This is a genomic window from Pedobacter aquatilis (assembly GCF_032678425.1).
GTDB classification, from domain to species: domain Bacteria; phylum Bacteroidota; class Bacteroidia; order Sphingobacteriales; family Sphingobacteriaceae; genus Pedobacter; species Pedobacter aquatilis_B.
The window spans coordinates 193,416-218,530 of the sequence record NZ_JAVTSG010000004.1; the positions used below are offsets into that span (position 1 = coordinate 193,416).

A 25,115-nucleotide genomic window follows, 5' to 3' on the forward strand; every position below is an offset into this window, starting at 1 on the left:
AATCTGAGGGGAAAAATGCCGACTGTTCGGGTGGTGCCTAAAGGTGGGTGGTTGTAAGCCATTCTCTTTTTCATTCTGAATTTATTTCAGCATCACCTTAATTAAACCGCTTAACAAAAACCCTTCATGCCTTCATGTTCGCACCTTGTTCGTAACTTCTTCGAAAAAAGTAACCGAATTTCGAACAAGCTCCGAATGAAGCCCCTATCAGGTGCAATCAATAAGGTTTAGGGGGGTGGACTTAAGGTGGACTAATGGTGGATTAGACGTGGACTTGGGGTGGAGCTGAAGCCTTGATTTTTTGGAATAGAAATTTGGATTGATTAATCCCTGGTTAACACAAATATAATCAATTAATGATTAAATGTAAATCTTTTGCCAAAAGATAACGTGATAAGTAATAAAGAATTAGAATATAAGATTACAATCTTGCATCAACAAACTCACGATTTATAAAGGATTTGGTATCGAATATAATGCACTTATTAGCTTTTGCAGATTGATAATCTAAATCGATGAATTGATGATGGGCAACCGCCAATATAAGCGCATCGTAGTTAAGGCTATGAAGTTCATTAAGGAGCTCGAAGCCGTGTTCCTTTTTAACCACCGCTCTTTCGGCCCATGGGTCATAAACATCTACCTCAACAGAGAATGATTTTAGTTCTTTATAAATATCAATTACGCGTGTATTCCTGATATCAGGGCAGTTTTCTTTAAAGGCAAAGCCTAATATCAAAACCCTGGCATTTTTGATGACTTTATCATTGGCCACCATCATTTTAATCACCTTGTTGGCTACAAAGGTGCCCATATTATCGTTTACCCTTCGCCCTGATAAAATTACTTCTGGCTTATAGCCCAATGCTTCAGATTTATGGGCCAGGTAATAAGGGTCTACACCTATGCAATGGCCGCCAACTAAACCGGGTTTATAGTTCAAAAAATTCCATTTGGTGGCTGCAGCGGCTAACACATCACTGGTATCGATACCCATTTTATCAAAAATTAAGGCCAGCTCATTTACAAAAGATATGTTAACATCACGTTGTGCGTTTTCAATCGCTTTGGAAGCTTCGGCAACCTTAATACTGGGTGCGAGGTGAGTACCTGCGGTTATGATACTGGCGTATAAATTATTAATTTCAATAGCAATTTCGGGGGTAGAGCCAGAAGTTACTTTCTTAATTTTAGTTAGGGTATTAATTTTATCACCTGGATTAATGCGCTCGGGCGAATAGCCGCAAAAGAAATCTATATTATACTTTAAACCTGAAATTTTTTCTAAGACAGGTACACAATCTTCTTCGGTACAACCCGGATAAACCGTAGATTCGTAAATAACCGTATCGCCCGGCTTTAACACAATGCCTAACATTTTGGAAGCAGATAACAATGGTGTTAAATCTGGTTGTTTCAGGCCATCAATAGGTGTAGGAACGGTAACGATATAAATTGTACAATCACTTATATCTGGCAGGTTGCTGCTGAATTTAATTCCATTAGAATTAACTGCTGCATGCAGTTCTTCGAGATTTGCTTCCCTGGTGTAGTCATGCCCGTCTTGCAATTCCTGTACTCTTGCTTCGTTGATATCGAAGCCCACAACTGTGTACTTTTTGGAAAATTCGATTGCCAGTGGCAAACCAACGTAACCTAATCCAATAATTGCAATTCGCTTGTTTCTATCCATTTGTTGAAGGCAAATATATAGGTTTAAACAAAAAAAGCGGTACTATCCGGTATAAACCCATTGCTTATTCTATTTTGAAATCTGACCCATACGAGAACGTCTATCAATCTTAGCTAAAATTTATAGCAAAAAATCCGCAGGCAAAATCATTTTTCATATATTTACCAATATGCAAAATTTGCCACCTTTAGCCGAACGTATGCGCCCTCAAAACCTTAATGAGTATGTTGGGCAACAACATCTGGTTGGCGAAAACGCGGTTTTACGCAAAGCGATAGAAAGTAATCAATTACCCTCCATGATTTTCTGGGGACCTCCAGGTGTAGGTAAAACAACATTGGCTTATATTATTTCGCAAGCTTTAGATCGGCCCTTTTTTAACCTGAGCGCTATAAATAGTGGCGTTAAGGATATCAGAGAAGTGATCGACAGGGCGGCTCAACTAAAGGACAGCTTTTTAGGTTTGCCAATTTTATTTATTGATGAAATTCATCGTTTCAGCAAATCGCAACAAGATAGCTTGCTTGGTGCAGTAGAGCAGGGTTTGGTTACACTTATTGGCGCTACTACCGAAAATCCATCATTCGAGGTCATATCCGCTTTGTTATCGCGATGCCAGGTTTACATCTTAAAATCATTAACAGAATCAGAATTAGCAGGTTTATTACAAACTGCCATTGAAAAAGATACTGTTCTTGCTCAAAAAAAAATAACGATTAAAGAACATGAAGCTTTAATTCGTTTATCGGGCGGCGATGCCAGAAAGCTTTTAAATGTTTTAGAAATTGCCCTAAATGGAATTGGCGGTGATAAAATCGTGCTCACCAATGAAAATGTACTTGCCCACGCCCAACAAAATTTAGCCTTATACGATAAAGCAGGCGAACAGCATTATGATATTATTTCGGCATTTATTAAATCAATCCGCGGTAGCGATCCTAATGCAGCGGTTTATTGGTTGGCCAGAATGATTGAAGGTGGTGAAGACCCATTATTCATCGCAAGGCGATTACTCATTTTATCTTCTGAAGACATCGGCAACGCCAATCCTAACGCCTTGCTACTCGCTAATAATTGCTTTACCGCTGTAAATGTTATCGGTTACCCGGAAGCGCGGATAATTTTATCGCAATGCGTTACCTACCTGGCCAGTTCGGTAAAAAGCAATGCATCATACATGGCGATAAACCACGCACAAGCATTGGTAAAACAAACGGGCAATCTGCCCGTTCCGTTGCATATTCGCAACGCACCAACCAAGTTGATGAAAAACATCGGCTATGGAAAGGATTATAAGTATTCTCATAGCTATGATGGCAATTTCGAAACTCAGGAGTATTTTCCAGATGAATTAAGTGGCACCAAACTTTACGACCCGGGTAAGAATCCGGCGGAGGAGAAACTCAGGGAGAAATTAAAGCAGAACTGGAAGGATAAATACGATTATTAGCTGTAACATTTAACGATTATTACATACTAATACATAAACCTATTGCAAACTAATATCTAAACTATATGCTGAATACTTTTTTAAGCCATCAATGGAAATCATTCTGGCGTTCGCGGAACCGGGGCAGCAGTATTGCCGGCCAAATTGTTCTGGGCTTTTTTATGCTTTATTTTCTTGTTCTTGCCCTTGTTGCAGGTTTTGGAATGCAATTTATACTGCCAAAGGTTTTCCTAAATCAGGATGTTATCAAAAGCTTTAATGGGTTAATTCTTTATTACTTTGCTTTCGATTTTATCATGCGTTTGCAATTGCAAGAGTTGCCAACGTTAAGTATTATCCCCTATTTACATTTAAGAATTTCAAGAAGCAAAATCATCAGCTTTTTAAATTTAAAGGCATTGTTTTCTGCTTTCAATTTGTGGCCGATTTTTATATTTCTGCCTTTTATAATTTTAAAAATTGGTTCTACTTACGGTGTTTTTGTAGCATTAATGTATGTGATTAGCATCTTTTCAATAACTGTTTTTAATAATTATCTGGCGCTTTTCATCAAGCGTAAATCGATAAGTAATGTCCTTTATACACTTGTTGGCTTAATTATTTTCTCAGCTTTTGCGGCCTTAGAATATTATAAGGTTATTTCTGTAATGGCGGCGTCCGATTATGTTTTTAAAACCATTACAGGCACGCCACTTATCGGGTTAGCCTTTACATTGGCGGCAATTGCAATTTTCTATATCAACTCAAATTTCTTACGTAAAAACCTATATACAGAAGAATTAAGCAGCAAACAAGAGAAAAAAGCGAGTACAGATTATGCTTTCTTAAACCGATTTGGTCGTGTTGGCGAGTTGGCTGCATTAGAATTAAAATTAATTCTGCGCCATAAAAGACCTCGTTCTTCGGTTATAATGGGCTTCTTTTTTCTGTTCTATGGATTTATCTTTTATAAAGAAAAAGCCATCGATAGAGATGCATTCGGACAAATGATGTTCGGGGCTATTTTTATGACAGGAATATCCATCATCATTTACGGGCAGTTTATGTTTGCCTGGCAAAGTGCCCACTTTGATGGAATTTTAGCAAACAAAATCAACTTTAAAGATTACATCAGAGCCAAATTTTTACTCTTTACCATTGGCTGTACAATAATTACTTTATTGGCCAGCTTTTACGGCTTTTTAAGTCCGAAGTTATTATTGTTGCACCTTGCAGCCTATTTATACAACATTGGTTTTGGTACCGTAGTGGTTTTATACCTGGCTACCTTAAACTACAAACGCTTAGATATTACAAAAGCTGCGAGTTTTAATTATCAAGGTACTGGCGCAACCCAATGGTTATTGATGTTTCCATATGCCTTAACACCGATTTTAATTTATGTTCCCTTTGGAATGTTAGATAAACCCTATTGGGGATTAATTGCAGTTTCGATTTTCGGACTTGCCATGTTATTAATGCGTGGTTTTTGGGTAAACTACATTGCTAAGAGATTAGAATTACAACGTTATAAAATAGCCGAAGGCTTTAGAGAATAATTATGATACTAGAAGTTAAGAATTTACAAAAAGTTTATGGCGACAAAACCGTTGTAAACATTCAGGATTTACACATCGAAGCCGGAGAAACTGTTGGTTTAGTAGGAAACAATGGTGCGGGTAAAACCACATTCTTCCGTATGCTTTTAGATTTAATTCGCCCAAGTAGTGGCGAAGTATTGTCTAAAGGCGAAAATGTAATGCAAAACGATAATTGGAAAAATTACACGGCTTCATTTTTAGATGAGGGTTTTCTGATTGATTACCTTACGCCCGAAGAATATTTCATCTTTATTGGCAGTTTGCACAATTTAAGTGTTGCCGATGTATCGGCGTACCTTACACAATACGGGGAATTTTTTAATGGTGAGATTTTAAATAGTGGGAAATATATCCGCGATTTTAGTAAAGGAAACCAGGTTAAAGTTGGTATTGCAGCAGCTTTGATGCAAAAACCAGAGATATTAATTTTAGATGAGCCTTTCGCAAACCTAGACCCAACCACGCAAATCCGTTTAAAGAATTTATTAAAACTTCAAACCGGAAGCATGACGACATTTATCTCCAGTCACGATTTAAATCACGTAACTGATGTGTGTAACCGCATTATTCTTGTGGAGAAAGGCATCGTTATTAAAGATTTTAAAACTGATGAAAATACGCTTAAGGAGCTTGAAAGTTATTTCTCTGCTTAATTTGTACTAATAATGATACATAAAGGAGTATTCGATAACCGAGTACTCCTTTTTTTGTGTAGTAAATTATTCTTTAAAGCTCTAAAACAGTTAAATAAAATTAAATCGTTAGCTAGATATTTTTTGGCATTGTGTTTGAATAATGCAAGTCAGAATTATAAATCAAGATTATTATGAGTATTTCAAAAGTAAGAATAGCGACATTAAGTATAGGGTTGGCAGTGGGTTCAATGGCATTGCAAAGTTGTGATAGTTTAACTAAAACACAAAAAGGTGCAGGTATTGGTGCTGCGGCTGGTGGTGTAGTTGGTGCTTTAATTGGTAAAAAAGCAGGTAATACCGCCGTTGGTGCTTTAATTGGTGGTGCTATTGGTGGTACGGCTGGTGCTTTTATCGGGCGTAGAATGGACAGACAGGCGGCGGAAATCCAAAAGGCAATTCCTAATGCAGAAGTTATCCGCGAGGGAGAAGGTATTATTGTGAAATTCGATAGCGGTATTTTATTCGATTTTGATAAAACGGCTTTAAAAGATGCAGCTAAAACAAATGTACAGAGTTTAGCGGCTTCATTAAATCAATATCCTGATACTGATATTAAAGTAATTGGTCATACAGATAGTCGTGGTACTGAGCAATACAACCAAGGCTTATCAGAAAGAAGAGCAGCAGCCGTAAAAGCATATGCAGTTTCTCAAGGTGTGCCTTCATCAAGATTGGTAACTATTGGTAAAGGTTTTGCAGAGCCAATTGCTGATAACGAAACTGACGCTGGTCGTGCGGCTAACCGTCGTGTTGAAATTGTAATTGTTGCAAACGATGCATTGAAAAACACTGCTCAAAAACAAGGATAATAAAAGCAAATTCCCTCTACCTATGAGGTCATTATATATCCAATCCCGTTGCAATGCAGCGGGATTTTTTTTGGTTTGAAAATCAGGTGTCGTCATTTCGAGCGAAGCCGAGAACCACGAAGTGCTCAGCGAAGCTAAATCTTTGAACAGGTGTAATTTAGTTTAAAAGATCTCTCTGTTCCGCTGCGCTTCAATCGAGATGACGAAAGCTAAGTCGTCATTTCGAGCGAAGCCGAGAACCACGAAGTGCTTAGCGAGGCTAAATCTTTGAACAGGTATAATTTAGTTTAAAAGATCTCTCTGTTCCACTGCGCTTCAATCGAGATGACGAAAGCTAAGTCTGCTGTTTTAATTCATTCAGAAAGGAAATAAACTTTTTATCAGCGTAATTTGCGATGCCTTCATGTTTAAAAGATAACCGACCTTGTTTATCAAAAATTACGGTTGTTGGCAAAGAACCTGCGAAAATTTGCTCAGGAATTTCGCTCGCCGCTATATAAACAGGCATTTCGTATTTTCTGTCTTTCATAAACTTCTCCGATTTAGGTAAATCACTATCGGCATCTACAAATAGAAAAACCACATCTTTATCATTTTGAAATTGTTTATAAAACTTATTTATAGAGGGCATTTCTGCCCGACACGGCGGACACCAGGTTGCCCAAAAGTTTAAAAAAATCACCTTGCCTTCTAAATTGTGTAAATCAACTATTTCTCCTTTTGCATTAGTAAACTTTATACCCGACAAATCCATTTTAGAAGCTTCTGTTTTTTCGATTTTTGGCGAGTAAAGGCCAATTTCCATCAAACCTTTAATAACGAAAGCTTTTGCATCAGGCACAAATATTAGCAGTAAAAATGCAACCAGAATAATGGCATTTAAAAAGTTCTTCTTAACGAATTTCATTATTGTAAATCTAATCCTTTAAACCCAATCTAAATTTTCGAGCGGTATCTTTAGCAATATCATAACCTGCATCGGCATGACGAATAACCCCCATTGCCGGGTCGTTATGCAGAACGCGTTTTAGTCTTTTATTTGCTTCCGGTGTACCATCAGCAACAATTACCATACCTGCATGGATAGAATAACCGATGCCCACACCGCCACCATGATGCAAGGAAACCCAACTTGCGCCGCCTGCGGTATTGATTAAAGCATTCAAAACCGGCCAATCTGCAACGGCATCAGAACCATCAAGCATGGCTTCCGTCTCACGATTTGGCGATGCAACAGAACCGGTATCCAGATGATCTCGTCCAATAACAATCGGTGCTTTCACTTTTCCATCGGCTACAAGCTTGTTAAATGCCAAACCAGCTTTTTCACGTTCTCCTTGCCCCAGCCAACAAATACGTGCCGGTAAACCTTGGAAAGCGATGCGTTCCTGAGCCATTTTTATCCATCGGTGTAAACTTTCGTTTTCCGGGAAAAGCTCCAGTATCAATTTGTCTGTTTCGTAAATATCTTGTGGGTCGCCACTTAATGCTGCCCAACGAAAAGGTCCTTTACCCTCACAAAACAACGGACGAATATAGGCCGGAACAAAGCCTGGGAAATCGAAAGCATTTTCTACACCAACTTCTAAAGCGCGTCCACGTAAATTGTTTCCATAATCAAAAGTAATGGCTCCACGTTTTTGCAACTCGAGCATTTGCTGTACATGTTTCGCCATTGTAGCATACGACTTTTTTACATATTCATCGGGATTGCTTTTACGCAAATCTGTGGCTTCATTAACCGTTAAATCTTGTGGGAAATATCCAATTAACGGATCGTGTGCAGAAGTTTGATCGGTTAACGTATCTGGCGTAATATTTCTGTCTATTAACCTCTGCAAAAGTTCGACAGCATTACAGACTACGCCGATTGATATTGCTTTTTCATCCTTTTGATATTGTAATGCTTTATCAATTGCCTCATCAATATCAAAAATAATTTCGTCGATATATCTGGTTTCCAAACGCTTTCGAATACGCCATTCCTCTACCTCAGCGGCTAAACAAACGCCTTCGTTCATGGTAACGGCCAATGGTTGTGCACCTCCCATCCCGCCCAAACCAGCGGTAACGTTTAGTTTTCCTTTTAAACTCGCATTGAAATGCTTCTTAGCCAAGGCTGCGTAAGTTTCATATGTGCCTTGAACAATACCTTGCGAACCAATGTAAATCCAGGAACCAGCAGTCATTTGTCCGTACATCATTAAGCCTTTATCTTCTAATTCATCAAAATGCTTTTGTGTCGCCCACTTAGGAACTAGCTGTGAATTGGAAATTAACACTCGAGGTGCATCACTATGTGTAGGTAATATTGCAACGGGTTTTCCAGATTGAATTAAAAGGGTTTCATCGTTTTCTAAATCCTTAAGCGCATTTACAATAAGACTTAACGACTCTTTATTTCTGGCTGCTTTTCCTCTTCCGCCGTAAACAATTAAATCTTCAGGGCGTTCGGCAACATCAGGATCTAGGTTATTGAGTAGCATGCGCAATGCCGCTTCTTGTATCCAGCCTTTGCAGGTTAATTCTGAACCCGTAGGTGTTTGTTTTTGGCTTAGGTTTAAACCATTGGTTAGCTTTGTCGTCATAATTACTATAAAGGCAATGTTACTTTCCAAAGATATATAATTGCGTATGAATTGCTAATTTTGGCGAGTTGAAAAAGCACAAGCAAAATATTAACCATTTGCTATCGGTATTTATGCTGATGGTTTTTGCGATTGCGCTAACTCCGTGGAACATCATCCACCATCACCAATCCGAGCCCATAACTGTTAAAGAAGTTAACTGTAAACATTTAAGCCATGTACAGGCGCATGCAGATAACTGTTTGATTTGTAATGCCGGCTTTGAAAAAAATTATGTGCACACCGCACATCTTTATAAAATTTATTTATCAGTAAAAATATTCGGACGAACCGAAGCAACCCTAAAAAGCTTTTATACTGAAATAAAGCGAAGCTCTTTACGAGGCCCACCTTTAGCTTAATTTTTTCTACTTAGGCATTCTTATGCCTTCTTACAATTTATTTTATATGCTGAAATAGAGAGGAGCATTTCATTTGGCTGCTTTATATTCTGCTATTTCTATTATTTTAAAACTACAGACATGAAAAAATTACAGCTTCTTGGCTTCGTAATTCTATATACATTATTTAGCATTAGTGCTTTTGCAAACACACTTACAGATATTACAGGAAAGGTTTTCGATGCAGAAACCAATCAAGCTTTGCCTGGTGCAACGATTTTTATTCCAGATTTAAAAGTTACCGCGGTTACTAATGCTGATGGAGAATTTACTTTAAAAAATCTTCCATCAAGAGGAACTTACCTTGTTGAAGTTCATTATTTAGGTTACAAGGAACAGGCTAAAACGGTAAACTTTAGCACAACAACTTCCATAGAATTTTCGTTAAAATCTACAGCGATTGAAACCCGTGAAGTAGTGATTACCGGAACACTGATTAGCAGTACAAGCAAAAGAAATAGCGCTTCATCTGCAGTTGTAGGTAAAGACCAGCTTTTAGCGCCATCAACTAATTTGATTGATGCCTTGGCTAAAGTTCCTGGCGTTTCGCAAATAACTACAGGTCCATCAATTTCAAAACCAATTATAAGAGGTTTGGGTTACAATAGAATTGTGACTTTGGATGATGGAATTAAACAACAAGGACAACAATGGGGCGATGAGCATGGTATCGAAATTGACCAGTTTAAATCGGACAGGGTAGAAATTTTACGCGGTGCTGCTTCCTTAATGTATGGATCGGATGCCCTTGGTGGAGTAATTAATTTATTAGAGCCAAGCACCGCACCAGAAGGACAAGTAAAAGGCGAATTTGTAACCAATTATTCTACAAACAATGGCCTGACCGCAAACTCATTAATGTTAAATGGAAACCAGAATGGTTTTGTTTGGAGAGCAAGGGGAACATATAAAAACGCACATTCGTTTAATACACCAACTGGTTATTTTCCGAATTCAGGTTTTAATGAAACTGCTTTAAGTGGAATGATTGGCTTAAATAAAAGCTGGGGATACACGCATCTAAACGTTTCGAATTTCAGAAATAATATTGGTTTTTTTGAAGGCGACACAGATGCGAATGGAAACTTTGTGAAAGAGGGTGGCGACCCGTTTTTAGATGGTGATTTTAAAAACAGAACTTTGGATTATCCTCGTCAAGACATCAGACATTTTAAAATTGCTTTAAATAACAACTTTGTTTTAGGCAACGGCAATCTAAAAGCAGATTTCGGTTATCAGCAAAACCAGCGCAGAGAGTTGGAAGACGGACCTGATCCATCATTATTCTTCGACCTTAAAACTTACAATGCCGATTTAAAATACTACATACACGAAACTAATGGTTGGCAACCTGTTTTTGGCTTAAGTGCCGATGCAGGTAAAAGTTTAAACAAAGGTGAAGAGTTTTTAGTACCAGATTACAACACTTATGGAATCGGCGCCTTTGCTTACGCTAAAAAGAACTGGGAAAATAACACCTTTAGTATTGGTGCCCGTTACGATTTCCGCAAAAACAATGGCAAACAGTTAATTGCCGAGGGCGAGGAAGTTTTTGCACCTTTCGAGAATAAATTTTCAAATGTGAGCGGTGCATTAGGTTTTACGCATCAATTTAATGATGAGTTGAACTTTAAAGCAAATGCTGGTTCTGCATTCCGTGCGCCAAACCCTGCGGAATTAGGTTCAAACGGTGTACATGAAGGAACTTTCAGGTATGAAATTGGAAATGCAAATTTAAGCCCGGAGCGTAGCTACCAGGTTGACGCGGCTTTAGAATATGAAGGCAAGATTGTAAGCGCAAGTGCAAGTATTTACAATAACTATGTACACAATTTTATCTACGCTTCAAATAACGGCGAAACAATTGTTGCCGAAGGCGATAATTATCCGGTTTACCGCTATGGACAAGTAAATGCAAACCTGTATGGCGCTGAGGCAACTTTAACCATTCATCCGGTTTCATTTATCCACTTCGAAAACACTTTTGGTTATGTACATGCCCAAAATACAACGCTTAATCGTCCGTTGGCATTTATCCCTGCCGGAACATTGAGAAACGAGTTACGTTTTGAGCCTAAAATTAAAGGTACAAATGATGCATATTTATCGGTTGGAATTAATTCAGCATTTAGACAAAATCGTGTGGATGAAGTTTTTGAAACCCCAACAAGCGGTTATACCCTTTTAAATGCGGGAATTGGTGCTACATTTAACTTAGGTAAGCAAGCTGTACGTTTCTCAGTTTCTGCAAATAATTTATTAAACCAAAGGTATTATGATGCTTTAAGCAGATACAAACCTGGTCGTTTCGACTACGAAAACCCAAGCCTTGGTGTTTACAACCCGGGTAGAAATATAACCTTCGGGTTATTCGTGCCATTTACTTTGGCAAAATAACGAGGAAAATTATCCCGATTTAACTCAATGCAAAACGCTCTCCAGACTATTCGGGGAGCGTTTTTGCTTTAAGATTTTCACAATTATTTGCCACGGAAGCAGAGAAGACACGGAATAAGGAGAATAGCTTGTTCTGTTTCCATGCTTTTGTAGCAATATTTACTTTTAGGTCTACTTCTTAAAAGTTTCCCTTTTAGCTCTAATATATTGATTTGGCCATTCAACATCATCGCCTAAAATCTGAGCCGCATGAGTTGGGAAATAAGCATCTCTTAACGATTCACGGGCAATGAAAATTAAATCTGCCTTTTCTTCCTGCAATATTTCTTCTGCCTGATGCGCATCTACAATAACGCCAACCGCACCGGTATAAATTCCAATTTCGTTACGGATTTTATCAGCAAAAGGAACCTGATAATTTGGACCTGCCGGGATAAAAGCATCAGGCACATTACCGCCCGATGAAGTATCAATTAAATCGACACCTCTATCTTTTAAAACCGCAGCCAGTTGCAAGGAATCATTTTCATTCCAGCCACCCTCCGTCCAATCGGTAGCAGAAATACGCACAAATAATGGTAGTTCTTGTGGCCAAACAGACTGTACCGCTTCAACCACATCAATTACCAAACGGATTCTATTTTCAAAACTACCGCCGTAAATATCTGTTCGTTTATTACTTATCGGACTAAAAAACTCATGCAAAAGATAACCATGTGCGGCATGAACTTCTACAACTTTATAACCCGCTTCTAAAGCCCTCTTTGCCGCAGCTCTAAATGCAAAAACAATAGCCTGAATTTCTTCAATTGTTAATTCATGTGGTGGCAATTGCCCGGCTTTAAAAGGAATTGGCGATGGACCAACCGTTTGCCAGCTGTTTTCGCCTTCGGCGATTTGCTCTCCCCCATTCCAGGGTAAATCGCAACTTGCCTTTCTTCCGGCATGAGCCAATTGAATACCAGCGATTGCACCATTTTCGTGTATAAACGAAACGATTTGCTTTAGTTTATCGATGTGCTCATCTTTCCAAATACCCAAATCGGCATGGGTAATTCTACCCTCAGGCACAACGGCAGTAGCTTCCTGAATAATTAACGAAGCCCCTCCAACGGCTCTGCTTCCGAGGTGGACTAAATGCCAGTCGTTGGCAAAACCATCTACCGCTGAATATTGGCACATGGGTGAGATTACAATTCTATTTTTTAAGGTAATATCCTTTAGCTTTAAAGGAGAAAATAATTTAGACATATTGTTTAAGGTTTACCGCAAAGAAAGCAAAGTTTTTTGCAAAGAAAACTTTGCACTTTGCCTTCTTCGGAGTTATTTATTTAAAATCCTGCGTTTTTAAGTTCTGTATTAATAAACTGAATCTCATCTGTGCTTAATTTCACATTTATCGCCGCTGCATTTTGTTTAGATTGTTCAGCATTTCTTGCACCAGCCAAAGCAATCGTTATGCCCGGGCGTTCAACCGTCCAGCGTAAAACCAATTGAGATAATGTGGCATTCTTTTCATCAGCCAAAGGCTTAATTTTTGCCAGAAAAGCATTTGTTTTTTCTATGCTTTCAGGTGTAAAAAACGGATTTCCCTGACGGTGGTCGCCTGCTTCGAATTTATGGTTTGCTGATAACTTACCAGTTAGTAATCCTCTTTCCATTGGACTATAAGCTAAAACCGCTTTATTCTTTTCGATGCAATATGGAACTGTTTCATCTTCAATACCACGATTTACCATACTAAAAGGGATTTGATTGGATACGATTTCTAAAGTTTCGTCTGCTTCTTTCAATTGCTCCACATTGTAATTACAAACACCTGCATAACGCACTTTCCCCTGCTCAATTAATCGGCCTACGGCTTCAAAGGTTTCGCTGATTGGTGTTGTTGTATCTGGCCAATGAATCTGGTACAAATCGATGTAATCCGTTCCCAACCTTTTTAAAGATTGCTCACATTCGTAAATGATGCTTTCTTTGCCTGCATATTTATAAATATCGATTTCATTTCCAGAATTGTCTTTACTCTTGAACCCGAAATCGCCTTTGGCTAAATCCCAGCGCATGCCGAATTTGGTAACAATTTGCAGTTTATCCCTTGAAATTCCTTTTATCGCATCACCAACAATCTCCTCGCTATCGCCCTGACCATAAATTGGAGCAGTATCGATAGAGGTTACGCCTAAATCATAAGAAGATTTAATTGCTTCAATTGCGCCATTTCTGTCTGTGCTTCCCCACATCCATCCACCAGCTGCCCATGCACCAAAAGTGATTACCGAAAGTTCTAAATCCGAATTTCCAATTTTTCTGTATTCCATTTTACTTCTTTAAAAATTTATCGACTGCATAACTATTATGCGGAAGGTATGCCAATAATACAGATAAAAATGCGACATGAATAAGTTGTGATGGTAAGGCATCCCAGTTTTCTATCATGGTTGTGCCAAAAATTAAAGCTAAAGAAACAGCTCCTGCGAGTAATAATCCTTCTCGGGTAAATAATCCTATTAAAATCATTAAGCCTGCCACAAACTCTAAAATCGGTAATGCGTAGCTGAAAGGTAAAACCAAAGCATCCGGTAAAAAAGACTTTGAAAATTGTTCCATCATCCAATTGCTAAAAACCTCAAGCTTAGGCAAACGCACTAAACCATGGCCAAAAAAGCTCAGACCAATTGCCAATCTACCTATTAAATATGCCCACTTTTTATCCATAAAACCTGTTATTATACAAACATACAGTGATGATGTTTTATTGCAACAAATATTAAACCCACATTTTACATAAGGTTTATAAAGCATCAATTTAAAAAAGATCAGCAAAAATTTGGAAGTCTCAAACTAACATTATACTTTAGTGTATTATTTAACTAATACAGTAGATATGATTAACATTAACAATCTAAATTTTGGTTACAGCAAGCATAAACCATTATTTAAAAATATGAGTATGCAATTAAGCAATGGTCATATTTACGGTTTGCTTGGAAAAAACGGGGCTGGTAAATCTACCTTATTAAAAAATTTGGCTGGCTTGGTTTATGCGCAAAGCGGAACATTGGACGTAATGGGCTTCAACCCTGCGAAACGCCAGCCACAGCTTTTGGAGCAAATTTGCTTCATCCCTGAAGAACTGTATTTACCCGCTGTTAAGATAGATGGGTACTTAAAAGCAAATGCACCGTTCTATAAAAATTTCAATCAGGAATATTTCGATTCATTAATTAAAGAGTTTGATATCCCGGCAGGTAACAAACTTATTGATATGAGCTACGGACAGAAGAAAAAATTCATTATTGCTTTTGGACTGGCTACCGAAGCAAAGCTGATTATAATGGATGAGCCAACAAACGGTTTGGATATTCCTTCGAAAGCACAGTTTAGAAAAATAATGGCTTCTGCTTTAACTGAAGATAAATGCATCATTATTTCTACCCATCAGGTTAGAGATTTAGATAACCTTATTGATACGGTAATTATGCTTGATGATAATGATGTTGCCTTAAAAGCATCGGTACAGGAAATCACAGAAAAATTAACCTTCAAAAAAATTAAGGAAATTGATGATAGCATTATCTATGCAGAGCCTTCACTATCTGGCTATAATGCGGTTATGCCAAATTACCACAATGAAGATAGCAGGCTGGATATGGAATTGCTTTTTAATGCCATCCTTTCAGAAAAAACCAAGTTTAAACCATTATTTAATTAAGCGATGAATAATACATTTAACATTAACCGTTTTGGGCTTTTACTAAAAAGACAATGGCTTGATTTCGGAAAGATATATTTGATAAGCCTAGTTGTACTGGCGGGTGTTCTTATTGCTGCTTATGCATTAAATACCAATGTGCCAAAGAGAATACACTATACCGATGCACAAAACTATTTCATGATGACTTTTAGAATACCTGTATTCGTAATTGTTGGAATGCTCTTTATAAGTATTGTGGCCAGCACTTACTTTGCCTATCTCGGCCAAAAACCAAAGGCTATTTTAGATTTAATGATTCCCGCATCAATTTTCGAAAAATTTTTAGCCGGTATTTTTTACTCTGCAATTGTTGGTTTATTTAGTTACTTGTTAATTTTTTACCTAACAGATGTTAGCTATACGGCTTACATAAACTCGCAAATTGATGCTTTAAAAGCGAGTAGCTCGACAGTTTTGGAGGTTAAAGGTGCCAGAACATTTCTGGCTGAAGTAGCGCCATCGCAAAAGGTATTTAATTATTTTATTGCAATGCCCTTTCTGTTAACGGGTGTTTTCTTACTTGGCTCTATATATTTCGATCGTTTTCATTACATAAAAACAGCCGTTTCTGTTATGGTTTTCGCAGGCATAGCAACTTACATTGTAGCTAAAGTTGCTGATATTCTAACTAAAAACATGGTTATGATGAATCACACTTATTATAAAGATAAAAGTGATGAACTCACGATTTTTCTGATAATAACAATTCTTTTAACCTTCGTAATTTGGGCGATTGCATACATCCGCCTTAAAGAAAAAGAGGTTTAATTTTTAATTGCTTAAATATGGAATTTAGAGATAATAAGGCGATATACCTTCAAATAGCAGATTATGTTTGCGAGCATATTTTGTTAGGAAAATGGAAAGCCGACGAGAAAGTACCTTCTGTAAGAGAGCTGGCTGTGGATATGGAAGTAAACCCTAATACAGTTATGCGCACTTACGAGCTGCTTCAAAACAAAGGCATTATAAATAATAAAAGAGGCATAGGTTTCTTTATTGATGAACATGCGATTGATAATGTGAAAAATTATCGTAAAGTACAGTTTATAGATGATGAATTGCCAGTAGTTTTTAGAAACATCTATTTACTAAATATTGGTTTTGATGAACTTGAGGCCAAATACAAATCGTTTGTTAAAGAAAATTTTAACGCTTAATACTATGAAAACAAGTAATAAATTATTAATTGCACTAGCCATTTCGCTTATCATTATACCAATTATTGTAATTGCGGTAAATGTTAAGATGAATTACAAAAATGAAAAGGCATTTTATAAAAACTTAAAAGGAAATAAAGAACTTGAATCACCCCTTGATGGTTACACAAAAAAAGAATTACCACAATTTTCTGCCGTAAATTTAAACGATGGCAACGATGCTTATGTAAATTTTGTAGTTATCAAAAGTGATAAATCCGGCATCAAAATACCAACTGATTTGATGGAAATTTATGATGTTAACGTTGATAATAATGGCATCCTTCAGTTTGCATTGAAAAATGCAGGCAAGAAAATGAAATATTCTTTAACAGTCTACATTTATTCCAATAATGTTAAGGCCTTTGATATTGCAAAAGCAGCCGGATTTACTTTAGATATTAAAACTGATTCGGTTAATATTAATGCTAAAGATGTTAAACGTTTAAATTTTCAGGAGTTAACGGATATAAATTACTTAAAAATTATCACGAATAAAGTCGGGGATTTAAGATTTGATAATGCAAAAAACGGCATTGTTAATGTTGAGTTGAACAACTCAAACTTTAGCACTTTAAAATCTCCATTTCAATCTTTGACTATTAATTCTACAGGTCAATCCAATATCGAAATATCAGGGGATGTAAGAGAAAAAGCAAGATATGAAATCGATGAACTTAGCATCAAAACTACTGGCAAGACAGAGTTGATTGTTGAGGATATTCAGGTACATAAATCTTCGGGCAGTTTATCCGATTCGACAAAAGTGAATGCTTCTGCGTCCATTATAAAATCTATGTTTAATAAATAAGCTTATCAAAATTAAACCGGTTCTTATTTGCTCAGTAAGTTTTATGCACTAAAATTTCGCATAAAACTTACTGAGTTTTTTATATCATCAGCCAAGATTCTATCTGCGTCATTAAAAGTTACCACGTTGCGATAAGCCGTCCAAATTTCTTCAATCTTAAGCGATGATTTTAAGGGCCTTCTCAAATCCAAAGCCTGGCAAGCGGTTATTAGTTCTATTGCTAAAATATTTTCAAGGTTATTAACCACTCTCAAACATTTAGTAGCCCCGTTTGCGCCCATGCTCACATGGTCTTCTTGTCCGTTGCTGCTTACAATACTGTCTACCGATGATGGTGTACAAAGCTGTTTATTTTCGCTAACGATAGATGCCGCAGTATATTGAGCTATCATTAAACCCGAGTTTAAACCTGCGTTCTTGACCAAAAAAGGCGGTAATCCCCGCTGACCAGAAATCAATTGGAAAACCCTTCTTTCTGAAATGGAGCCAAGTTCTGCTAAAGCAATACATAAAAAATCCAGGCTTAATGCTAGTGGTTGCCCGTGGAAATTCCCGGCAGAAATGATTCTATCTTCATCAGGAAAAACATTGGGGTTATCGGTTACTGAATTAATTTCCGTTTCAAAAACCGAACTGATGTAATTGATGCTGTCTTTACTGGCACCATGAACCTGCGGCACACACCTAAACGAATATGGGTCTTGGGTTTGCTTACCTTCTTGCGCCATAATTTCGCTTCCAAGTAAACAATTACTTATAAATTCTGCGGTATCAATTTGCCCTTTATGTGGTCTGATTTGGTGACTTAAACCATCAAAAGGATCAATTCTGCAATCAAAAGCATCAATGGATATTGCAGCAATTTTATCAGCCCAATTTACCAGTTGATTTGTTTTATTAAGGATATAAATTCCGTAGGCACTCATAAACTGGGTACCATTTATTAAAGCCAACCCTTCTTTAGATTGCAAAGCCAGTGGTTGCCAGTCTAGTTCTTTATAAAGTTCAGCAGTTTTAATTTTCCTTCCCTGGTAGATTACCTCTCCCTCGCCAATAAGTGGTAAAGCCAAATGTGCAAGTGGCGCTAAATCGCCTGATGCACCTAACGATCCCTGCGTGTAAACAACCGGAAAAATATTGTGTGTATAAAAATCTACTAAACGCTGTACGGTTTCTAAAGAAACCGCCGAAAAACCGTAACTAAGCGACTGAATTTTTAAAAGCAACATTAACTTTACAATTTCCAGCGGTACTTCATTACCTGTTCCACAAGCGTGAGAAAGCAGTAAATTATGTTGTAAACGGGTCAAATGTTCTTGCGCTACTTTAACATTTTGCAAATAACCAAAGCCAGTATTAATACCGTAAACAGGCTCATTATTAAGCTTTAACTTATCATCAAGGTAAGCCCTACATTTTTCAATTCTGTCTTTAGCGGCATCGCCAATGGCTAATACATAGTTACCTGTAATTATCTCGGAAATGGTTTTTATGCTTAAAGGTTGCTCACCTATGTAGAAAACGGGCATGGTTTTTAGTCTATCTGGTTGGCTCAAAAGTATAAATTAACTCGCTTAGCAAATTACATTGTACAAAAATATTTTACACATGAAAAGACTTTTCCTTTTAATATCACTTTCTATCCTTTCACTATCAGCAACATACGCACAAAAAATAGATACACTATCCATTAACCTTGAAAATGTAAAATATCCATATTCGTTAAAATATTTACCCTTGAATATTGATGGACAAGATATCAAAATGGCATACATGGATGTTGCCCCAACCATTACGCCTAATGGCCGAACGATTATGCTTTTTCATGGGAAGAATTTTGGTGGGTATTACTGGGGAAATGTGATTAGGGCATTAACGGGTGTTGGTTTCAGGGTTATTGCTCCAGACCAGATTGGTTTTGGCCGTTCATCTAAACCGATAATAAATTACACATTTGAGCAACTCGTAAATTGGAATAAAAAGCTGTTAGATACTTTGGGTATTCAAAAAACATCAATTTTGGGGCATAGCATGGGCGGAATGCTTGCGACCAGATTTGCATTAATGTATCCTGACAGAATGGACAAATTGCTTTTGGAAAATCCTATCGGGCTTGAAGATTATAAGACTTTTGTTCCGGCTTCGACAGTAGATGAGCAATATCAGCGGGAGCTCAGAAATACGGCAGAAAGCATTCGCCAATATTACCGAAGTTCTTACTTCACCGTGTGGAAACCTGATTATGAGTACCTGGTAAACATTGGTGCTGGTGTTACCTTTAGTGCCGACTTTCCCAAATACGCTAAAGTTGCGGCATTAACTTATAATATGATTTACAATCAACCTGTTGTAGATGAATTTCATAACCTGAAAGTACCTACCATTTTATTTATTGGTAAAGATGATAAAACCATTGTTGGCAAAGGTTTATTAAATGCCGACCAACAGGCTATACATGGTTTGTATCGATTTTTAGGTAAGAATACTGCCTTGAAAATACCAGGTTCTAAAATTGTAGAGTTTGATGCCTGCGGTCATATTCCACACATAGAAATTACAACTGAATTTCTAATTGCATTAACCGGAAGTTTGTAAACCCTAATTCACTTCTTTTCCGGTAATTTTGGTAATGCCCTCCAAGTCGAAATCAGATTCAGAACCTGCGGAATTCATTTTACCGTAAAGTTCTAATCTGGTGTGCGCACTCAAAATCATGCCTGTGGTGAGCTCAACCTGCGCATCGCCCATATTTATACCTTTTAAATCGGTTTGTGTTTTCGAACCTAAAACTTCAAATTCTCCTTTAGATATCAGGTTTCCTTTAATCGTTAAAATAGCAACATTACCTTTAATTTCTTTTAAGGTGTAGCTTATAGTCGATTCAATTGGCATAGTAATGTTCATTTTCGAAAGTATTGTCCAACTATCACCAACTTTAACTGGTTTGTCGGGGAAAATTTTCAAAGCTGATTCCATTGTTTGCTTAATCACTTCAGCATTGAATTGCTTGGCGAGCGAGGCTTTTAAAGATTTAATTTGTGCAGAATCAGTTGTCATTTTGCTTACCATATCGCTAACCATTTTCTCTACACCCGAAACAGACTTGATGGTTCCATTCGGTGCAATTAGCATATTAAAGCTTGCATTTTTCAATCCAGAAAACGGATTAGGTTTACCAACTTCCTCAATTTCTGAATCGAGGGTAAGCTCATTGCCCATTCCTGCCGATTTTATCTTGATACGGTTATAAACCACCTTAACATTTTTATCTAAAGCTTTGGCTTCGGTAATTTCGAAAGTATAATCCGTACCTACATTCTGGATAAAACTAGATTCTTTTCCGCCTGCCTTCTGACCAATAATCTGATCGGAATTTATGGTATAAGCATATTTTTTCCCTACCGGAAAAGCTTGCTTAAGCAGATAAGTTTTTTGAGCAAAAGCACTCGTAGCTATTAAAAAAAAGATTACTGTAGTTAAGCGTTTCATAGATGATCTAATTTTTTGCTGGTTGTTGGGCAAAAATTCTGGTTAATTGTAAATAAAGTTCAGGGTGTTTATCCTTAAACAAATCTGGTTTTTCAAAAAAATATTCAGAAACTACGGCAAAAAATTCTGCCTCGTTTGTAATTGCATATGGATTAATATCTGATTTATTATCTTCGATTTTTTCAATTTCCTCACGCATCATTTTTATCCAAGGCAAGGTGTATTCATGCGCCATTAAATTTTCTGGAACACCATCCGTAGCACCGTCTGATTTATCGAGCAAATGCACAAATTCGTGGATGGCTGTATTTTCTTTACCCGCACTTTTAGAAAATCCATGTCTCAACGCAGAGCGAGATAAAATCATTTGTCCGTTCATGTAGCCGCTGCCAACCATTCCCATAATATTTCTTTCGCCGCCTTCAAACTGAAAATCTTTGTTAAAAGTGTCGGGATATAACAAAACGCTACTCAGGTTTTTATATTGCCAATCATCAAAACCAAAAATTGGAATAACAGCGCTCGAGGCAATAAGCAGTTCATCCAAAGTAGTTAACTCTAATTCAATTCCCTCTATCCTAACAGAAGCAAAAAACTCGGCGATTTTTTGCTCAAAGCGTAGTTTTTTTGGTTTATCTAACTTTTGATAATAAGCCACATAATCGTTCAGAATCTGTTTATCAATAACAGTTAAAGGTTCGATTTTGGGCTTTTTCTTCCGAAGGATAAAATATAAAGCGATTAGAAAAATTGGTATCAGGTAAGTAAATGGCAATGAATTCATATTTAGAACAAAGGCTTAGCTTTCTAAAATTTCTAATTGTATTAAAACGTCTTCACGCTTAACCGGATAGGGAATATTACTTGTTAGAGATTGATAAATTGCTTCAAAAAGCGGCAAATAACTTCCAATTTCCGATGGGATAATTTCTTCAGTTTTATTTCCTTCGCCATCTATAGTCGTTAATAAACCTTCTTTACCTTTCGCTTCAATTCCGTAACCTTCATCAGTTAATTTCATACCTGAAAGCAATTGTTCTTCTTGGATATCGGTACGGTCTTTTATAAAACTTCCGCTTACACCATGCAACACAAAAGCAGCCTGCGGATTTACAACCAACATACTCGAAGTCACAAAAACATTAATGCTGTCTGCATAATTCAGCTGGATTGTAAAATAATCATCAACTGCAGTATCTTTTCTGTTTTTGCCTAAAGTTTTATAGAAAGATATTGGCTTACCGAAAAGGCTAATCACCTGGTCTAAAAGATGTGGGCCTAAATCGTAAAGTAAACCACTGGCTTCAATTGCTTGTTCTTTGAAAGCCTTTGGACCGATTACATTTCTATATCTATCGTAACGCAAGTGAAACTCATTTAACTTGCCTAACTTACCGCTGGCTAAAACTTTCTTTACCGCAGCAAAGTCACTATCCCAACGGCGGTTTTGGTAAAAGAAAATTTGTTTTCCAACCGAATCTGCCAATTCAAATAATATTTTAGCCTGTGCTGATGTTGCCGTAAATGGTTTTTCGACTAAAATATGTTTACCGTTTTTTAGAGCAGCTTCAGCATGTTCGTAATGCAGATTATTTGGCGTATTAATTACAACCAACTCGATTTCCGAGTCTTTCAATAACTCATCAACACTGTTATAACTTAAAATTTCAGGATAATCTGCAGCTGCCTTTTTTGTATTACGCTCTACAACTGCCTTTAATTTAAAACCGTTATGTGCATTTAAAAAAGGGGCATGAAAAACCTTTCCTGACATGCCGTAAGCTAATAAACCAGCTGTAACTATTTTATTTGAATTTGTACTCATAGGCTATAAATGTAACTAAAATTAGTTTTTAGGCGATATTGAAACCCTTGCATATTAAAAGTTTTACTTTCTAAAGTCAAAGTTTTAGCTTTCTGCACTCGGCTTTTAGCTTATTTAGGTTAAACACTATCTTTGTCCTTATGAAGCCATCAGAGATTAATGCTAAGTGGAAAGTTTTACAGGAAAGGATTTCTCAAGAATTTGATTCAGATTTTCCTGATTTAAAGGTAATGCTTTTCTTAATTGGCGTTCAGGAATTAGGAAAAGGACCAAAAAAATATAGTAAGCGCCAAAAGGAAGAATTAATGCACATTGCAACCTGCAGGCTTTTAAGCGAAATGGATTTTTACGAATTGGAAGGTGTGGACCAAGATGGATGGCCGCATTGGAAACTGATAAAACCAATTCCGCCATATACCATGCTGGAGCAAGAACTGCTAATGAAATCTTTAGTGGTTCGCTATTTCGAAGATATTTATTCTTAGTTGCCTAGTTTGCCGTTGGCTGAAGCTGAACGGCAATGAAATTGCATTAGCCAGCCTGGCATATTATTTTTTTGGATGTTTGTCTCTGCCGTTGGTTTCAACCAACGGAACATTTAAATGCAGTGTTGGCTTTAGCCGAACTGAAATTTGTATTTTAATGCAGCCTCCGTTGTTCTTAAACCCGATGGCAGCGAATCCCGATTTTTCATCGGGAGCGCGAATCAGCGGGGCCGAACCATTCCGAAGAACCACTTCAGCACCTTTCCGAAATAAAAATCATTGTAATCTTCAGATCTGTTTAATCAAGCCGCAGGAAATAACGAAGATAATACCTTGCTTTAAAGGCAAAAAACTTAAATTTGCGACAACAAAAATCAAATTATAATGAGTTTCAGAATAGAACACGATACCATGGGCGAGGTTCAGGTACCTGCCGATAAATACTGGGGTGCACAAACCGAACGCTCACGCAATAACTTTAAAATCGGACCAGAAGGTTCAATGCCGAAGGAAATTATTCATGCTTTTGGTTATTTGAAAAAAGCGGCTGCAATGGCAAATACCGAACTTGGTGTACTTGCTGCAGATAAAGCTGAATTAATTGCTAAAGCTTGTGATGAGATTATTGCCGGCGATTTAGACGATCAATTTCCATTGGTAATTTGGCAAACTGGTTCTGGTACGCAAAGTAACATGAACGGAAACGAAGTAATTGCAAACCGTGCGCACGTAATTAATGGTGGCGCATTGGCTGATGATAAAAAAGTGCTTCACCCGAATGATGATGTGAACAAATCGCAATCATCAAACGATACCTACCCAACTGCAATGCACATTGCAGCTTATAAACTAACGGTAGAAAATACCATTCCAGGTTTAGAAACTTTACGCAATGCCTTAGCTAAAAAAGTTGAAGAATTTTCTGGCATTACTAAAACCGGTCGTACCCACTTTATGGATGCTACGCCTTTAACGCTTGGACAGGAATTTTCGGGTTATGTACAACAAATCGATAACAGCATCAGAGCCATAAAAAATGCTTTGGTTATGGTTGCCGAACTGGCTTTAGGTGGTACTGCTGTTGGTACTGGTTTAAATACACCAAAGGGTTACGATGTTTTAGTGGCTAAAAAAATTGCCGATTTAACAGGCTTACCTTTTGTAACTGCTCCAAATAAATTTGAGGCATTAGCTGCTCACGATGCAATGGTTGAACTTTCTGGCGCTTTAAAACGTACAGCTGTAGCACTTATGAAAGTTGCAAACGATGTACGTATGTTAAGTTCTGGTCCGCGTTGTGGCATTGGCGAAATCGTCATTCCAGATAACGAGCCAGGCTCTTCAATTATGCCGGGTAAAGTTAACCCAACGCAACCAGAAGCTTTAACTATGGTTTGCGCTCAGGTTATTGGTAACGATGTTGCCGTTTCTGTTGGTGGTATGTCTGGTCATTTCGAACTAAACGTTTTCAAACCATTAATCGCAGCAAATGTATTGCAATCGGCTCGTTTAATTGGCGATGCTTGTGTTTCATTCACGGTTAAATGTGCTGAAGGCATCACTGCAAATTTGCCTGAAATTGAGAAACATTTACAAAATTCGTTAATGTTGGTTACGGCTTTAAATCCGCATGTTGGATATGAGAACGCAGCTAAAATCGCTAAAAAAGCACATAAAGAAAATAAAACTTTAAAAGCGGCCGCTGTAGAATTAGGTTTATTAACCAACGAACAATTCGATGAGTGGGTTCGTCCGGAAGATATGGTTGGCAGTTTGAAATAAAGCTTGCTTAAGCTTTTAAAAAGCAGGGCTATTCGTGCTTCGGTTACTGTAGCCCCGCTTTTCGCTATATTTTAAAACTGTTCTTCGACTACGCTCAGAATGACAGTTTTAAAAT

22 protein-coding genes are annotated in these 25,115 nt (G+C 37.4%); 12 read left to right on the plus strand and 10 right to left on the minus strand.

Annotated features, from left to right (window positions below; translation table 11 throughout):
- Nucleotides 1-421: 421 nt before the first annotated feature.
- Entirely contained in the window at nucleotides 422-1,693 is a 1,272-nt protein-coding gene (locus R2Q16_RS14240; protein ID WP_316737889.1) for a nucleotide sugar dehydrogenase, read from the minus strand.
- A 169-nt stretch (nucleotides 1,694-1,862) separates the two neighbouring features.
- Here R2Q16_RS14240 and R2Q16_RS14245 point away from each other — a divergent pair, with 169 nt between their 5' ends.
- From R2Q16_RS14245 to R2Q16_RS14260, 4 genes are all read left to right on the plus strand, one after another.
- Entirely contained in the window at nucleotides 1,863-3,143 is a 1,281-nt protein-coding gene (locus R2Q16_RS14245; RefSeq protein WP_316737891.1) for a replication-associated recombination protein A, read from the plus strand.
- A gap of 65 nt (nucleotides 3,144-3,208) precedes the next feature.
- Entirely contained in the window at nucleotides 3,209-4,681 is a 1,473-nt protein-coding gene (locus R2Q16_RS14250) for a DUF5687 family protein (protein WP_316737892.1), read from the plus strand.
- 2 nt (nucleotides 4,682-4,683) lie between these two features.
- Nucleotides 4,684-5,376: an ABC transporter ATP-binding protein gene (locus R2Q16_RS14255; RefSeq protein ID WP_316737893.1), complete on the plus strand. Its 693-nt coding sequence runs from the start codon at nucleotides 4,684-4,686 to the stop codon at nucleotides 5,374-5,376.
- A 173-nt stretch (nucleotides 5,377-5,549) separates the two neighbouring features.
- Nucleotides 5,550-6,227, plus strand: coding sequence for an OmpA family protein (locus R2Q16_RS14260; RefSeq protein WP_316737895.1), 678 nt, complete (start codon nucleotides 5,550-5,552; stop codon nucleotides 6,225-6,227).
- 334 nt (nucleotides 6,228-6,561) lie between these two features.
- Here R2Q16_RS14260 and R2Q16_RS14265 read toward each other — a convergent pair whose 3' ends face one another.
- Nucleotides 6,562-7,134, minus strand: a complete 573-nt coding sequence (locus tag R2Q16_RS14265; protein WP_316737896.1) for a TlpA disulfide reductase family protein — start codon at nucleotides 7,132-7,134, stop codon at nucleotides 6,562-6,564.
- Between the two features lie 10 nt (nucleotides 7,135-7,144).
- The gene (gene hutU / locus R2Q16_RS14270) at nucleotides 7,145-8,845 is read right to left on the minus strand and encodes a urocanate hydratase (RefSeq protein ID WP_316737897.1); all 1,701 of its coding nucleotides are present in this window, start codon (nucleotides 8,843-8,845) and stop codon (nucleotides 7,145-7,147) included.
- 491 nt (nucleotides 8,846-9,336) lie between these two features.
- On the opposite strand from hutU, the gene R2Q16_RS14275 reads away from it, so the two are divergent.
- Nucleotides 9,337-11,652 carry a TonB-dependent receptor gene (locus R2Q16_RS14275; RefSeq protein WP_316737898.1) on the plus strand — a complete coding sequence of 772 codons (2,316 nt, stop codon included), beginning with the start codon at nucleotides 9,337-9,339 and terminating at the stop codon, nucleotides 11,650-11,652.
- Between the two features lie 171 nt (nucleotides 11,653-11,823).
- Here the strand turns inward: R2Q16_RS14275 and R2Q16_RS14280 are convergent, their stop codons facing one another.
- From R2Q16_RS14280 to R2Q16_RS14290, 3 genes are all read right to left on the minus strand, one after another.
- Nucleotides 11,824-12,903, minus strand: coding sequence for an NADH:flavin oxidoreductase/NADH oxidase (locus R2Q16_RS14280; protein ID WP_316737899.1), 1,080 nt, complete (start codon nucleotides 12,901-12,903; stop codon nucleotides 11,824-11,826).
- Between the two features lie 80 nt (nucleotides 12,904-12,983).
- Complete coding sequence (locus R2Q16_RS14285; protein WP_316737900.1) at nucleotides 12,984-13,973, minus strand: aldo/keto reductase; 990 nt, start codon at nucleotides 13,971-13,973, stop codon at nucleotides 12,984-12,986.
- 1 nt (nucleotide 13,974) lies between these two features.
- On the minus strand, nucleotides 13,975-14,370 hold the full coding sequence (locus R2Q16_RS14290; protein ID WP_316737901.1) for a DoxX family protein: 396 nt from the start codon (nucleotides 14,368-14,370) through the stop codon (nucleotides 13,975-13,977).
- 169 nt (nucleotides 14,371-14,539) lie between these two features.
- On the opposite strand from R2Q16_RS14290, the gene R2Q16_RS14295 reads away from it, so the two are divergent.
- Genes R2Q16_RS14295 through R2Q16_RS14310 form a run of 4 tightly spaced genes read left to right on the plus strand, consistent with a single transcriptional unit; the run spans nucleotide 14,540 to nucleotide 17,419 of the window.
- Nucleotides 14,540-15,367 (plus strand): ABC transporter ATP-binding protein, encoded by an 828-nt coding sequence (locus R2Q16_RS14295; protein WP_316737902.1) that lies wholly within the window; start codon nucleotides 14,540-14,542, stop codon nucleotides 15,365-15,367.
- A 3-nt stretch (nucleotides 15,368-15,370) separates the two neighbouring features.
- Entirely contained in the window at nucleotides 15,371-16,177 is an 807-nt protein-coding gene (locus R2Q16_RS14300; RefSeq protein ID WP_316737904.1) for a hypothetical protein, read from the plus strand.
- Nucleotides 16,178-16,194: 17 nt separating this feature from the next.
- Nucleotides 16,195-16,569: a GntR family transcriptional regulator gene (locus tag R2Q16_RS14305; RefSeq protein ID WP_316737906.1), complete on the plus strand. Its 375-nt coding sequence runs from the start codon at nucleotides 16,195-16,197 to the stop codon at nucleotides 16,567-16,569.
- Between the two features lie 4 nt (nucleotides 16,570-16,573).
- Nucleotides 16,574-17,419 carry a GIN domain-containing protein gene (locus R2Q16_RS14310; RefSeq protein ID WP_316737907.1) on the plus strand — a complete coding sequence of 282 codons (846 nt, stop codon included), beginning with the start codon at nucleotides 16,574-16,576 and terminating at the stop codon, nucleotides 17,417-17,419.
- 41 nt (nucleotides 17,420-17,460) lie between these two features.
- On the opposite strand, the gene hutH is transcribed toward R2Q16_RS14310, so the two are convergent.
- Complete coding sequence (gene hutH / locus R2Q16_RS14315) at nucleotides 17,461-18,975, minus strand: histidine ammonia-lyase (RefSeq protein WP_316737908.1); 1,515 nt, start codon at nucleotides 18,973-18,975, stop codon at nucleotides 17,461-17,463.
- Nucleotides 18,976-19,027: 52 nt separating this feature from the next.
- Here hutH and R2Q16_RS14320 point away from each other — a divergent pair, with 52 nt between their 5' ends.
- Complete coding sequence (locus R2Q16_RS14320; RefSeq protein ID WP_316737909.1) at nucleotides 19,028-20,014, plus strand: alpha/beta hydrolase; 987 nt, start codon at nucleotides 19,028-19,030, stop codon at nucleotides 20,012-20,014.
- A gap of 3 nt (nucleotides 20,015-20,017) precedes the next feature.
- On the opposite strand, the gene R2Q16_RS14325 is transcribed toward R2Q16_RS14320, so the two are convergent.
- The 3 genes from R2Q16_RS14325 to R2Q16_RS14335 are packed head-to-tail and all read right to left on the minus strand — an operon-like array spanning nucleotide 20,018 to nucleotide 22,733.
- Nucleotides 20,018-20,908 carry a DUF6263 family protein gene (locus R2Q16_RS14325; RefSeq protein ID WP_316737911.1) on the minus strand — a complete coding sequence of 297 codons (891 nt, stop codon included), beginning with the start codon at nucleotides 20,906-20,908 and terminating at the stop codon, nucleotides 20,018-20,020.
- Nucleotides 20,909-20,915: 7 nt separating this feature from the next.
- On the minus strand, nucleotides 20,916-21,692 hold the full coding sequence (locus tag R2Q16_RS14330) for a zinc-dependent peptidase (protein ID WP_316737912.1): 777 nt from the start codon (nucleotides 21,690-21,692) through the stop codon (nucleotides 20,916-20,918).
- 15 nt (nucleotides 21,693-21,707) lie between these two features.
- A complete protein-coding gene (locus R2Q16_RS14335; RefSeq protein WP_316737913.1) occupies nucleotides 21,708-22,733 on the minus strand; it encodes a Gfo/Idh/MocA family oxidoreductase in 1,026 nt (341 codons plus the stop codon).
- Between the two features lie 140 nt (nucleotides 22,734-22,873).
- Between R2Q16_RS14335 and R2Q16_RS14340 the strand changes: the two genes are divergently transcribed.
- Both R2Q16_RS14340 and fumC read left to right on the plus strand, forming a co-directional pair.
- Nucleotides 22,874-23,218, plus strand: coding sequence for a hypothetical protein (locus R2Q16_RS14340; RefSeq protein ID WP_231460513.1), 345 nt, complete (start codon nucleotides 22,874-22,876; stop codon nucleotides 23,216-23,218).
- A 384-nt stretch (nucleotides 23,219-23,602) separates the two neighbouring features.
- Complete coding sequence (gene fumC, locus R2Q16_RS14345; RefSeq protein ID WP_316737915.1) at nucleotides 23,603-25,000, plus strand: class II fumarate hydratase; 1,398 nt, start codon at nucleotides 23,603-23,605, stop codon at nucleotides 24,998-25,000.
- Nucleotides 25,001-25,115: the final 115 nt, after the last annotated feature.

Excerpts from the sequence above, each read along its gene's own strand:
- R2Q16_RS14240 (WP_316737889.1), bottom strand. The coding sequence starts at position 1,693 with ATGGATAGAAACAAGCGAATTGCAATTATTGGATTAGGTTACGTTGGT.
- R2Q16_RS14245 (WP_316737891.1), top strand. The coding sequence starts at position 1,863 with ATGCAAAATTTGCCACCTTTAGCCGAACGTATGCGCCCTCAAAACCTT.
- R2Q16_RS14250 (WP_316737892.1), top strand. The coding sequence starts at position 3,209 with ATGCTGAATACTTTTTTAAGCCATCAATGGAAATCATTCTGGCGTTCG.
- R2Q16_RS14255 (WP_316737893.1), top strand. The coding sequence starts at position 4,684 with ATGATACTAGAAGTTAAGAATTTACAAAAAGTTTATGGCGACAAAACC.
- R2Q16_RS14260 (WP_316737895.1), top strand. The coding sequence starts at position 5,550 with ATGAGTATTTCAAAAGTAAGAATAGCGACATTAAGTATAGGGTTGGCA.
- R2Q16_RS14265 (WP_316737896.1), bottom strand. The coding sequence starts at position 7,134 with ATGAAATTCGTTAAGAAGAACTTTTTAAATGCCATTATTCTGGTTGCA.
- R2Q16_RS14275 (WP_316737898.1), top strand. The coding sequence starts at position 9,337 with ATGAAAAAATTACAGCTTCTTGGCTTCGTAATTCTATATACATTATTT.
- R2Q16_RS14280 (WP_316737899.1), bottom strand. The coding sequence starts at position 12,903 with ATGTCTAAATTATTTTCTCCTTTAAAGCTAAAGGATATTACCTTAAAA.
- R2Q16_RS14285 (WP_316737900.1), bottom strand. The coding sequence starts at position 13,973 with ATGGAATACAGAAAAATTGGAAATTCGGATTTAGAACTTTCGGTAATC.
- R2Q16_RS14290 (WP_316737901.1), bottom strand. The coding sequence starts at position 14,370 with ATGGATAAAAAGTGGGCATATTTAATAGGTAGATTGGCAATTGGTCTG.
- R2Q16_RS14295 (WP_316737902.1), top strand. The coding sequence starts at position 14,540 with ATGATTAACATTAACAATCTAAATTTTGGTTACAGCAAGCATAAACCA.
- R2Q16_RS14300 (WP_316737904.1), top strand. The coding sequence starts at position 15,371 with ATGAATAATACATTTAACATTAACCGTTTTGGGCTTTTACTAAAAAGA.
- R2Q16_RS14305 (WP_316737906.1), top strand. The coding sequence starts at position 16,195 with ATGGAATTTAGAGATAATAAGGCGATATACCTTCAAATAGCAGATTAT.
- R2Q16_RS14310 (WP_316737907.1), top strand. The coding sequence starts at position 16,574 with ATGAAAACAAGTAATAAATTATTAATTGCACTAGCCATTTCGCTTATC.
- R2Q16_RS14320 (WP_316737909.1), top strand. The coding sequence starts at position 19,028 with ATGAAAAGACTTTTCCTTTTAATATCACTTTCTATCCTTTCACTATCA.
- R2Q16_RS14325 (WP_316737911.1), bottom strand. The coding sequence starts at position 20,908 with ATGAAACGCTTAACTACAGTAATCTTTTTTTTAATAGCTACGAGTGCT.
- R2Q16_RS14330 (WP_316737912.1), bottom strand. The coding sequence starts at position 21,692 with ATGAATTCATTGCCATTTACTTACCTGATACCAATTTTTCTAATCGCT.
- R2Q16_RS14335 (WP_316737913.1), bottom strand. The coding sequence starts at position 22,733 with ATGAGTACAAATTCAAATAAAATAGTTACAGCTGGTTTATTAGCTTAC.
- R2Q16_RS14340 (WP_231460513.1), top strand. The coding sequence starts at position 22,874 with ATGAAGCCATCAGAGATTAATGCTAAGTGGAAAGTTTTACAGGAAAGG.
- fumC (WP_316737915.1), top strand. The coding sequence starts at position 23,603 with ATGAGTTTCAGAATAGAACACGATACCATGGGCGAGGTTCAGGTACCT.